The organism is Candidatus Poriferisodalis sp., from assembly GCF_965198245.1.
Taxonomy (GTDB): domain Bacteria; phylum Actinomycetota; class Acidimicrobiia; order Acidimicrobiales; family Poriferisodalaceae; genus Poriferisodalis.
Map to the genome: position 1 here is coordinate 2609498 of NZ_OZ240249.1, position 12432 is coordinate 2621929.

Annotated in this window: 7 protein-coding genes; 1 reads left to right on the top strand and 6 read right to left on the bottom strand. The window is 65.9% G+C overall.

Annotation, left to right across the window (positions count from 1 at the left end; translation table 11 throughout):
• Positions 1-58: 58 nt before the first annotated feature.
• From ACOCMM_RS11730 to ACOCMM_RS11750, 5 genes are all read right to left on the bottom strand, one after another.
• Positions 59-5266, bottom strand: coding sequence for a RecQ family ATP-dependent DNA helicase (locus tag ACOCMM_RS11730; RefSeq protein ID WP_419553327.1), 5208 nt, complete (start codon positions 5264-5266; stop codon positions 59-61).
• A gap of 205 nt (positions 5267-5471) precedes the next feature.
• Complete coding sequence (locus tag ACOCMM_RS11735; protein WP_419553328.1) at positions 5472-7694, bottom strand: DNA primase; 2223 nt, start codon at positions 7692-7694, stop codon at positions 5472-5474.
• Positions 7695-7879: 185 nt separating this feature from the next.
• Positions 7880-8122 carry a hypothetical protein gene (locus tag ACOCMM_RS11740; protein ID WP_419553329.1) on the bottom strand — a complete coding sequence of 81 codons (243 nt, stop codon included), beginning with the start codon at positions 8120-8122 and terminating at the stop codon, positions 7880-7882.
• Positions 8123-8249: 127 nt separating this feature from the next.
• Positions 8250-9758, bottom strand: coding sequence for a putative PEP-binding protein (locus ACOCMM_RS11745; RefSeq protein ID WP_419553330.1), 1509 nt, complete (start codon positions 9756-9758; stop codon positions 8250-8252).
• Positions 9759-9799: 41 nt separating this feature from the next.
• Positions 9800-11152 (bottom strand): glycine--tRNA ligase, encoded by a 1353-nt coding sequence (locus ACOCMM_RS11750; protein ID WP_419553331.1) that lies wholly within the window; start codon positions 11150-11152, stop codon positions 9800-9802.
• A 105-nt stretch (positions 11153-11257) separates the two neighbouring features.
• Here ACOCMM_RS11750 and ACOCMM_RS11755 point away from each other — a divergent pair, with 105 nt between their 5' ends.
• Positions 11258-11692, top strand: coding sequence for a hypothetical protein (locus ACOCMM_RS11755; RefSeq protein WP_419553332.1), 435 nt, complete (start codon positions 11258-11260; stop codon positions 11690-11692).
• A gap of 7 nt (positions 11693-11699) precedes the next feature.
• Here the strand turns inward: ACOCMM_RS11755 and recO are convergent, their stop codons facing one another.
• A complete protein-coding gene (gene recO, locus ACOCMM_RS11760) occupies positions 11700-12431 on the bottom strand; it encodes a DNA repair protein RecO (protein WP_419553333.1) in 732 nt (243 codons plus the stop codon).
• Position 12432 lies beyond the last annotated feature (1 nt).

A 12432-nucleotide genomic window follows, 5' to 3' on the forward strand; every position in this document is an offset into this window, starting at 1 on the left:
CCCAGCCAGCAGACCCCCGCTGGGTTGACGGCAAGGCGTTCGGCGGCTTCCAAGACAACTAGTCGCCGGGCTCGAAGACGAGTTCAGGCACTACGACTTCCCATTCGTCGCACTTCAGCTCCTGCCGGTATTCGGCGTCGGAATACTCAGCGCGCCACTTCGCAACGGCTGAGACCCGGGCCTCGACACAGTGCGTGTCGCTCGGTGCTTCGAAGCTGCTGGCCAGCGTCCCGACCTGCACGCCGTTGCCGTCGAGCAGTTGCCACCTCTCTTGGTGGTGTCGCACCTCGAGACGGTCCCCCGGCGACAGAGCCGCGATGCTGCGATGCACACGATCATCCGCGGGCATACGACCGGTGAAGCTGAGATACACGTCCTTCAGCGTCAGGCTGCGATATCGGCGTGCCATCGCGGGCGTCGGCGGCGGCAGGGCTACCGGCGAGCGCCACACCACGGATGACTTGGGTTCGAGCGCATCGTGGTACCCGTGCTGGCCGCGTAGGCGGCACAGCGTCAGCGTCTGCTTGGCTCGGGTCATGGCCACGTAGTACAGGCGCCGCGGTGCGTCGATGTCTTCATCGCGGCTGCGTCGGGCCCACCCGCCGTCGAGCACCACGACGTGATCGAACTCCAGCCCTTTGGCTCGATGCGCCGTCAGCAGCAGAAGCCCTCGCTGTCGGCGCCGCGTATCCCGACACCACTCCGCCAGCCACTCAATGAACGACACCGCAGGCACTTCGGCACCGCCGGTCTCAATTGCGTGCTCCTGCACTGCTTCTCTCAGCAGGTCGATCCACGGCCCGCCCCGCTGGCTGGCGATCCATCGGCGAAGTTCGCCGTTTCCCAGCAGATCTCGACGCTGTCGAAGCGCCCGCACCAGAGCTTGGGTCTCACGCAGATGCCACAGGCTCACGTCGCCCTCGTTGGCGAGCTGCACCGGGATGCCCGCCTGCTCGCAGATGCTCCGAACCGGCTCGAGGTGGCTCCACTCGCGGGCGACAACGGCGCAGCGCGCCCAGTCCCAACTCGGCACAAGACCCGCCAGCCGCCTCAGCTCAACCATCGCGGCCTGTGCCTGGGTGACCGAGTCTTCACTCGGGTGAAGTACCTGCACCTTGCCCTTCGCGATCGGGTCGAGCGTTTCCCACTCGCCACCGAGCGGGTTTCCCCGACGTGCCCGGTTGATGCGGATCGCCTGGCTGGCCTTCATCCTCGTAGTCGCCGGTGCGATGACTGCGTTGGAGGCGTCAATGATGTGGCCGCTGGATCGGTAGTTGTCCAGCAAGTACTCGGTCCTGGCGCTGTAGTCCTCCTCGAAACGCCGGATGAATTCAGGTGAGGTTCCGTTGAACGCGTAGATGTTCTGGTCGTCATCGCCCACGGCAAACAGGGTCAGACGGGTGTCGGCGTCGGGAGCCGTTCGTCCGGCCAGTGCCGCGATCAGCTCGTATTCGTCGACGCCGATGTCCTGGTACTCGTCGACGAGGATCCACCGGAAACCAGCCAGCAGACGCACCCGAGAGTCCTCCGCCTCTTCGGGCTCGAGCTCGTCGCCTCGCAACAGCGCGATGGCCTTGCCCATCACCTCGCCCAGAAGCTCGTCGAAGCTCTTGTTGCTGGACTGCGCTGCGGCACCCGAGAAGCTGGCGCCGACCAGCCGCATGGCCAGGGCGTGGCATGTCAGCACCATCACGCCGTTGGCATCGTCACCGATCAGCTCACGCAGGCGCCGACGGATGTCCGCCGCGGCATGCCGGTTGTAGGCAAGCGCCAAGATGCCTCGCGGGTTCTGGCGTTTCGCACGAACCAGGTACGCGATGCGATGCACCAGCACCCTCGTCTTGCCCGAGCCGGGACCGGCGAGCACCAGCACGTTCGTGGCCTCGCGGTTGTCTGCCACGAGCCCCCGCTGGCGGGGATTGGACAGGCTCTCCACAATCGCCTGCCACGAATCGGGAGTCGTTTCCCGGTCGATCTCGGCACGCCGACCAGACAGCCAGCGGCGTACGAATTCGTCGTCCCCGAAGGTGAAGTAGTCGAGCGCGAGGCGCACTGCGTCAGCCATGCGGTCAAGGCCTTGCTCGGCGTAGGTGGCCATCACATGGATCTGGCGGACGGTCCTGCCGTAGTGGTGCTCCAGCTCAGCGAAGTCCGTCTGGCGGAACCCGCGTGACTCGCGTTCGAGAGTGATGGTCATCGCCGAGCGGAACACCGTCAGGCCCCGGTTGAGCCTGATGACCTCCTGCTCGTGCAGCCACAGCAATGCCCGCTCCATGAGCTTGCGTTCGGCGTCGGGGGTACCGACGCGCAGGCTGGGGTCGGCTTCGAGTGCTGCGTCGACGGCGCGTTGCAGCTTGCCCAGCGTCGTCTCTACGAGCAGATCGTTGCCTCGGCTCCCGGTGGGCAATTCCTCGAGGAGATGGCTCAGCAGCGTCCCGGCTGCCTTACGGCGACGCTCGGCCATGGCCACCAACCGGTCCCAGCTTCGCCTGAGCGTCACCGACACGGTCTCGGCCCCGTGCTTTCTCAGCGCGACGCTGCCGCCTGACCCTCCGGGGCCGATCCCGTCTCGGGCGAATCCTTGCAGTGTGCGGGTCACGTGCTCGGGCCGTGCGTCGGTGAGCCCGGCATCTTGGAGGAGTTGGGCGGCTATGCGCAGATTCAGCGGCGCCGAATCGCCGACGTCCATGTCGGGAGCCGACTCCCGCATCTGGTCGATGAGTAGCTGCTCCATGTCGGCGGCCTCGGTGAGACGGCTGCGGGAGGTTCGACGCACCCCGACATGGACATATGCGGTGACCACAGTGTCGTTGGTCGCCAGACCGACCCGTTCGAGGTTGTGGAGCGCGGCTGACACCTGATCGGGACCGAGCCCAGAAGTCGCCATCAGCATGTCGGTGGAGATGCCCTCGTCGGGGTCTGCGTCGATCAGCCTTCCCACGACCGACAAGAGCGCACGCCGGTAGACAGGATCGAGATTCGCTCCGGCGAGCTTCTTCTCGGCCTCTTGGGTCGTGCTCACGCGCAGCGACGATGGGAACACCATCACGCGGTTCTCTTCGCGGGTTAGCAATTCCGCTTCCTCGAGCCATGCGACCGCTGTGCGGACGCGCGTGTCGTCAGTCGCCGAGTCGCGCTGGAAGTCGTCCGCTTCGTCCTCGGTGAGAATCTCGCCTGGTGTGGCCACCACCTCGCCGCGCCTGCTGCCGCGCCGGTCCAAGGTGCGCAGCGCCCGCAGCACACCGTGGATCTCCCGCCGGGTGAGCCGGGACCTCGCCGACAAACCGAATTGGCGCTCGACATCCTCCTTGGTGTAGAGCAGCACGCAGTGCGCCTGTTGCTGATCCCGGCCGGCACGGCCCGCTTCCTGCAGGTAATTCTCCAGCGAAGACGGGATGTCCGCGTGGATCACCAATCGCACGTCGGGCTTGTCGATGCCCATCCCGAACGCGTTGGTGGCAGCGATGACCCGCAGATCGCCTTCGATGAAGCGCTGCTGGACGGTCTTCTTCTCTTCCGGCGGCAGTCCGGCGTGGAAGCGATCTGCGGCGATTCCCTGTTCTTGTAGGAAGTCAGCGATCTCCTCGGTTCGTCTGCGTGTCGCGCAGTACACAATCGCACCGCCTGCCGCGCCCGACGGGAGGTGATGATGCAGCGTCGCCAAGACGTCCTGCTGCTTGGCAGGAGCTGATGTCGGCATCACGACAAATTCGAGATTCGTGCGACGGCTGCCGCCGTCGAACACCCTCATGTCGACGCCCAGATGCTCAGCGAAGTACTCGCAGATCTCGGTCTTGACCTCCGGCTTCGCGGTCGCGGTCAAACACAGCACAGGAGGTGTGCGCTCGTTCTCGGCGCGCTCGCGAATGAAGCGGCCCACATAGCGGTAATCGGGCCGAAAGTCGTGCCCCCACTTCGACAGGCAATGCGCCTCATCGAGCACCCACGCACCAATCTCGCGTTGAGCCAGAGCGCCGCGCACCGACACACTTCGCAGCTGCTCGGGAGAAATCAGCAAGATCGCTGCGTCACCGAGACGCACCCGCTCAAGCGCTTCCGCCCGCTCGGGCAGCGACAGCAACCCGTTGACCGTCACACACGAGGTAATCCCCAACTTCTGCAGGCCCGCCACCTGGTCTGCCATGAGCGCCACCAGCGGGGAGAGCACCACGGTGAGCGCACCCGTCTTGTCGTACCGGGACAGTGCCGGAAGCTGGTAGCACAGCGACTTCCCGGTACCGGTCGGCAGGATCGCCAACGCGTCCTCGCTCCTCATGGCGGCCTGGACAATCGCTTGCTGCATAGGCTGATCTGTCTCGGGAAGCGTGGGCTCGGCTCGGAACGCCTCGAAGCCGAACAGGCGCTTGAGCTCGTCGGTGGCGTCATGGCGGCTGCGACACCACGAGCAGCGGTCGTCGTGACAGGCCTCGTCGCGTAGGCGTCTCACGAGCCGCCCCGCCTCGGGGAATTGATGGCGCACCCACGGCGGCATCACCGAATTCCCACCCGACACCCAGATCCACGCCATCGCGTACGCGAGCGTCCAGCCGTGCTCGGCGGCATCTCCAATCGCCCGATGCAGATGGGTCCGACATGCGCGGTTCTCCAGATGGTTCCGGATCGCCTCTCGAGCTTTGGCGACCTCGGGGCGCGGTGATCCCCGCAACGCAGCAAAAAAGCGGTCAAACCCGGTCAACCCTTCCCCGCCGGTGGTCAGCCAATGCCACGCCGTCAGCAGATCTGCAGGTGCCTCCGCCAGCGCCGACTGCTGCTCAGACAGGAGTTGCAGCGTCAGTTGCGCGTCCAAGTAGGGATCGCTGAGATCGGTTCGGACGAGCCGCGCGTCCTTGTAGTGCTTGACAAGACGGTGATACGGATTGCGCGGGAACGCCAGCGGATTGAGCCACAGCGTGTCCACCGCCGGAAGGCCCAGCAGCCGCAACTCGGGAACTGCGGCCCGCAGGCGAGGCAGGTCGAAGTGGATCAGGTTGTGACCCACGACGAAATCCGCTCCCTGGGCCAGGTGGTCGAGTTCGGCGCGTGCCTGATTCGCTGATGTTGCCGTTCTAGTCCCGATGATTTTGTCGCCCTCATAGGCAACGACGTGCTCATTGGGCTGGTCGGCGATTCGGCTCTTCTTGGCCCACACGACACTGTGGCCCGTGTCTGCTCGCACCCCTGCGAGGGCGTAGATGCGGTCGCCATGGCGAGAGACTTCAAGGTCCAACGCCAGACAGCGCGACAGCTCATCATCAGCGGAGGGCATGACTAGGACTTCATCCCCGATCCCGTCGGCAAATGACTGCAAGGGGTGAATGGTGCTCGATCAGTCATGCGACTGGACACGCATAGCGGCTGAGACTGCGCTCGACACCAGTCAAGTAGTACCGACCCGGTGGGCCGTGACCGAATAGGGGCGCCGGGAACATCGATACTCGCCGATCCCCCTACCGCTCAAGTGGACCGGGAATTCATGCGTCTGGCGACACCTCGGTCGGGCCCGTTGCCGCTGCCTCGAATCCCCCTCGGATCCACTTCGCGACGACTGGTGCTGCGCCAACCTGCTGCCGAGCGTCGCGCAACTCGATTTCGCGTTCGCGGAGCCAGCGAAGCCAACCGCGGCGGTGGTGATACCGCTCAGTATCTGACACATCCGGTGCGAGCTCGGCGAAAGGAACATCGGCGCCTGCACCGATTTGACGAATTGTGTCGGCGACAAAGTGGCGCAGCTCGTCGGCCACACGCCCTAGCGCCACCGCCGATGACAACTTCTCCCCGCCGGCTGCGGCTGCCTCCAAGAGAGTGCGCACGCTGTCATCGGGATCATCAGGCGATTCGGGCGCGCCGTCCACCACCACCAGGGCGTCGGATATCGCCGCTCGCTTGTCGGAACTCTGATCGTCAGCGATGCGTGAGAACGCCGCCCGTGCAGCGTCGCTTACGAACAACTCCGGACTGATGAGGGATATCGCGTCACCTTCAGGGGCCATTGCGGCTTCTAGCAACTGCCGTTCCCGCTGTGCCCGATATCGGTTCACTTGATCGATTCGCACTTGTACTCGGCGAGCAAGTGGTGATGCCGCGTTCTCGGCGCTGGATTCGTGCGTCGACTCCCAGTCTTCCCCGTACGTGTCTTCGAAGTAGTCATCACCAGGATCGGGCGGCGGCGGAACCTCGACAAGGTCGGGGCGGGCGAACTCCGGACGATCGGCAAAGCGACTACGAGCCTCCGTGATGCGTCGGCGCAGACTCTCAACGGCCATGGGAATGCGGCTGGCAATAGGTTCAAGGTCGGTCTCACGAAGTACGTCGTCTGGATACACGGCCAGCACCTCTGCCGCCTCATCAGCGGCTCGGTCGCGCCCGCCGGGACTGTCGAGTTCGGCGCGGTGCAGGATGCGCTCTGCCCGGAATGCGTGCAGCGGCTGTGCCTCGCTCAAGGCCTTGCGCAACGCGGGCGGGTTGCTTGCTGCGAGGTCTCCCGGATCAGCGCCCGATGGGAATGCTGCAACGAACACGTCGAGTCCGTACTTGCGCTCCCATTGGTGCACCCGCTCGGTCGCCGCCTGGCCTGCGGCGTCGGCGTCGAAGGCCAGCACGATGCGCTTGGCCGAGCGCGAGAGCAGTTCAGCGTGCTGCTCGGTCAGCGCCGTGCCGCAGGTGGCGACCGCCTCAGAGATGCCCGACAGGTCGCAGCCGATGACATCGGTATGGCCCTCGCACACCACGATGCGCTCCGCCGTGCGTGCCGCCTGTTTGGCCAGATGCAGCCCGTACAGCACCTTGCTCTTGTCATAGACCGCTGTGCCGGCGGTGTTCTTGTACTTCGGTCCCCTCGGCGGCGGCTCGCCGGACCGGGGAAGGATGCGACCGGCGAAGCTGACCACCCTGCCGCTCGCGTCGCAGATCGGGAACATGACGCGGTCCCGGAAGAAATCCGATGCCTGGATCTCCTCACCAGGATTGTCTTGGTCGGCCTCATTGATCGTGGTTGACTCGCCGGCCTGGTCGGCCTCGCCAGCCTGGTCGGGCTTGGCGGCCTGGTCGGTCGCGTTGGTCTCATGGACGCGATCGGCCCTGCCTGCTCCGTCGTTCGTTGAGATGCTGTTACTGCGACTCGCACGGCTCGCGCGCCGTGAGTCCGCATACGCCAGCCCGGCCGCCACCAACTGGGGCGCAGGGGCACCCAGGTGCTGGCACAGCGCATCCCACAACGGCGGTGCGTATCCCAGGCGCCACTTCACCACCGTGTCCCGGTCATACCCCCGCCGCCGCAGGTACGCGCGCGCCGCGCCAGCATCGGCACCGCTTAGCAGGCGCTCGTGATAGAAGCGAGCTGCTGCCTCCAACAGGCCCATGAGCTCTTTGCGGCGTTGGCTCGCGCGTTGCGCGCCGGGCGCGTCGTAGGTGAGCGTGATGTTCGCTGCCGCCGCCAGTTGCTCAACAGCGTCGGAGAAGTCCAGGTGCTCGGTCTCGCGCACGAACGTGATGGCATCGCCGGAGGCTTTGCAGCCAAAGCAGTGATAGAAGCCCTTGACCGGGTCGACGCTGAGCGACGGCGTCTTCTCAGGATGAAAGGGACACAGCCCTACGTGGCGGCTGCCGACTCGCTTGAGACCTACCCTGCGGCCGATGAGCGCGACGAGATCGGTGGCCTCGCGCACGCGCTGCACATCGGAATCCCGAATACTCATCTGCCGCCGACGTTAGTAACTGCCTGCGACACGCCCCATCGAATGGACGACGCGTTCAGACACAGCCGATCTCTGGCTTCCTGTGTCAACCAGCCCGAGGAATCGGTACGCCGGGGCCTCAGGTGTGACTGCGACAAGCGCCTCGACTAGAACCTGACGATTCCGAACAGGCACCGTCAGTTCATTCAACGCTCCTGGCCCACCGTAGGGAGGCTTACGAACAAGGGCTGTGCGCCGATCTCTTCGAACGAGAACGCGCCAAACCCGTACTTGGTCACGCCGACGGAGTACGCGGATTCTCTGTCGCTGTAGACACCGACTACGTCGCCGTCGTGCAGGAGGGCGATCTCGCCGAGGTGCTCGGCCTCCATCTGCTCACGGTGGAGGCGCTTGTAAGCATGGTGATTCGACAATGCTTGAGAAGGCATGGGCAACTCCTCGGAAGGCACCGGCCGACATGCCCACCTTGGCACAAGCGTGAGTCTGGCGCGCGACATTTTTCGGCGCCCTCGGCATGAAGCCATACGCGGGGATTGTCGTCACTGATTTGGCCGTCTAGACGGGCGCTGCCAGAAGGGCCTGAGCAGCGGCGAGCCGTGCGACAGGCACTCGGTATGGCGAGCACGACACGTAGTCCAGCCCGGCTTGCACCGCGAAGCTGATGCTGGCCGGGTCGCCGCCGTGTTCCCCGCAGATGCCGACGCGCAGCTGCGGATTGGCAGCCCGGCCGCGCTGCAATGCCCCGTGCACAAGCGCCCCGACGCCGGCGCGGTCGAGCGAGGCAAAGGGATCTGCGTCGAGCAGGCCTTCGGAAACGTAGGGCCCGATGACTCGCGTCGCTGTGTCGTCCCGGCTGAAGCCGAACACCATCTGGGTGAGGTCGTTGGTGCCAAAACTCGCGAATGCCACTTCAGCGGCCAGTTCTCCTGCAATGAGGCACGCACGAGGCGTCTCGATCATGGTCCCGATAGGCGGCACTGGGCCGGCTTGTTGCCCATCCCACGCCGAGCGCACCGCACGCACCGCAGCCGCCAATTCACCTGCAGCGGACACGAGCGGCACCATGATCTCGACGCGCGGATCGCCGCCCGCAGCGCGATGGTCTGCCACTGCTGCGGCGAGCGCTCGGACCTGTGTTGCGTACAGCTCGGGGCGAAGCAGGCCCAGTCGCACGCCGCGCACGCCGAGCATCGGGTTGTGCTCGTGCCACTCGGCGGCCGCCGCCTGATCCGCACCGGCCAGGAATTCGTGCATCGGCGCATCAAGCAGCCGCACCGCGACAGGGAGTCCGTCCATGGCCGCGAGCAATTCAAGAAAATCTGCGCGCTGCGCTGCGGCGAGGTCGTCGAGGTGTTCCTCGGCGTCCTCCAGGATTACCCGCTGCACAATCTCCAGCCGGTCGGCTTCCAGGAACATGTGCTCGGTGCGGCACAGCCCGATCCCCCGGGCGCCGAGCGTCCGCGCAGCAGCAGCGTCGGCGCCGGCATCGGCGTTGGCGAGCACGGCGAACCGGCCGGCCATGATGCGATCGGCCCAGTCGAGCACCTCGGCGAAGGGGGCCGGCAGGATCGGGCCTGCCCAGGACCGGGAGATCTCACGGTCTCCGAGCGTCACCTCCCCGGTCGACCCGTCGATGGAGATCGGCGTGCCGTTGGCGATGCGTCGCCCACCGACGACGAACGCACTGTCTTGCACCGAGATCGCTCGGGCGTCGCACACGGCCGGAATCCCCCAGCCGCGGGCGACAACCGCAGCGTGGCTCGCAAGGCCGCCTCGTGCGGTGAGAATCCCCGCAGACAAACCCATGGCTGCGACATCGGCAGGCGTCGTCTCGGTGGCGACCAAGATGACCGTGCTGCCTGCGGACACGAGATCCAGCGCGGCCTGCGATCCGACAGCCACGAGTCCTGTAGCTGCGCCCGGCGACGCAGCCAAGCCCGTTGTGAGCAGCATCGGGGCATCGTCGGCAAACGACGGGTGCAAGACAGCCGTCAGATCGTCGACGCTGAGCTCGGCGACGGCCTGCTGCTGGCGACTGCTCAGTTCCGCCCCAGAATCTGCCACTGCCACCCCCGAGAGCACACGCTCGCCGCGGTCCCGTGCCGCTAGAGATCCAAGCGGCCCATGAGATGGTCTACTAGCGAATCGATCGGCACCCGGTCCTGGCTCATCGTGTCGCGGTCACGCACAGTCACGCATCGATCGTCGATGGACTCGAAGTCGACGGTGACGCAAAACGGGGTGCCGATCTCATCTTGGCGGCGATAGCGACGGCCGATGGCCTGGGTCTCGTCGTAATCGCACATCCAATGCGGCTGGCAGAGCGCAAGCACATCCGCCGCGAGAGCCGTCAGCGGCTCCTTGCGCGACAGCGGCAGAACCGCCACCTTGTAGGGCGCCAGTCGCGGGTGCAGTCCCAGCACCGTTCGCAGATCGTCGTTGACGGTCTCTTCCCGGTACGCAGCCAGCAGGAACGCCATCAGCGCACGCGTCGCCCCGGCTGCGGGCTCGATGACATGCGGGATGTAGCGCTCGCCGCTGGCTTGATCGAAGTACTCCAGCTTCTGGCCAGAGTGCTCAGCGTGCTGGCGCAGGTCATAATCGCCGCGGTTCGCCACGCCCTCGAGTTCGCCCCAGCCCCACGGGAACAGGTATTCGACGTCGCTGGTGCCGCTCGAGTAGTGGCTGAGCTCATCTGCATCATGGGGGCGAAGGCGCAGTTGGCTTGCCGGTATCCCCATATCCAAGTACCACTCGAGTCGCGCGGAGAGCCAGTACTCGTACCACTGCTGAGCATCCGCGGGCGGGACAAAGAACTCCAGTTCCATCTGCTCGAACTCGCGGGTGCGGAACACGAAGTTGCCCGGTGTGATCTCGTTGCGGAACGACTTCCCTACCTGCGCGATGCCGAACGGGGGCCGTTTGCGGCTGGTCTCGAGGATGTTCTTGAAGTTCACGAACGTGCCTTGGGCCGTCTCGGGCCGCAGATACACCTCGGTGCCCGCACCTTCGACTGGCCCCGCCTGGGTGCGGAACATCAGATTGAACGCACGCGCCTCGGTGAAGGTGTCGCGCTCGCCGCAGTTGGGGCACTGGTGCGGATCGGCCAGCTGGTCTTCGCGGTGGCGGGTCTTGCAGCTCGTGCAGTCGACCAGGGGATCCGTGAAGTTCGTCAGGTGGCCCGAGGCCTCCCACACCGCAGGGGGACCCAGGATCGAGGCGTCGAGACCCACGACGTCGGTGCGCAACTGCACCATTACGCGCCACCACGCGTCCTTGACGTTGCGCAGCAGCTGGGCGCCGATGGGGCCGTAGTCGTAGGCGCTGCGGAATCCGCCGTAGATCTCCGCTGAGCCGAAGACGATGCCCCGGCGCTTGGCGAGATTGACGATCTTGTCGAACAGCGCAGGATCGGGAGCCGGCCCAGGATCAGGATCGGTGTCTGGCGTCTGGGTCACGGGCGGCAAGGGTACCGATGGGCTCGGCGAGCTTCGGGAGAATTTCGGGGTTCCGGGAGTTTCAGTGTTCTCAGATACGGCTTGGCCCTCATTAGGCTCGACGCCATGCGGCTGCGCGACACCACCGTGGTCTTCTTGTGCGGATTCCTCGGCGTGGTGGCGTTGCTCATGCCGATGCCCGTATTCGGTGGTCCCTACGAGGGCATCCGTGAAGGCGAAGTCGAGTGGACCTGCTCGATGCCGCTTGCGAGTCTGGCTCCACCCGACGTGAACCTCGATGAGGTGCGTGAGGCCGTAGCGGACGCGCACGTGACCGCACGCACGACCGGCCAGCGATACATCGCTCCGCAGAGCCAGCATCCGCTGTGCGGTGCGCTGGCCCGCACACAGGTTGTCCTGGGGTTGCTCGCCCTGGCCGGAGCGGTGTGGCGCGGCAGGACCTGGTGGCGCACCACCGCCGACACTCGGGCCGAGAAGCGCTTCAAGCGTCTCCACGAGAGCGCCGAGAACCCCCAGGGCGGCAACCGCATCTTCCGCTAGCGCGCGGTCAACGGCCCAACAGGTCAGCGCTCCTGAGCCGTCTATCCATGTGGTACTCCCACATGCTCGTGACGACCGCTGCGGCCTCCTGGGTGTCCGCCGAGCGCGGCGCATCGAGCACCGAGTTCACCTGTCCGGCGATGATCGACCGCAACAAACCGAGCGCCCCTGGCCCCAGGGGGCGCCCACGCCGGTGGGTCTCGCATGTGACACCGCCCTGCGCCGGGTCGAACGCGACGATGGCCGCGTCGTCGCAACCGCCTCCCACGACGCATTCGTCGAGCAGCGGCGCCGTGCCCTCGTGGGCCAGCAGGCGCAGCAGGAATGCCGGCAGCAGCATCTCGGAACTCACAAGATCCAAGCGGCGCAGCGCCCCCACCAGCATCTGGTACGGCACCGGATCATCGCCCCGGTCATGAACTGACTGGTCCACTGCCTCGGCGAGGGTCATAGCGGTGCCCAACCGGTCGAGATCCTCGCGAAGCCCGGGCCACCGGTCCAGGGTTTCGGCGCCGGTGACGATGTCGAGTTCGCCCCGGCCCCGATACAGCTGCAGGTCGACGTGGCGCAGCGGCTCGACATGCCCTGCAAGGCGGCTGCGGGTTCGCCGAGCACCCTTCGCCACAGCGCGCACCTTGCCGTGCCCCGAGGTGATGATCGTGATGATCCGATCGGCCTCGCCGAGCTTGATGGTGCGGAGCACCACTCCCCGGTCCCGGTACTGCATCTGCGGGGACATC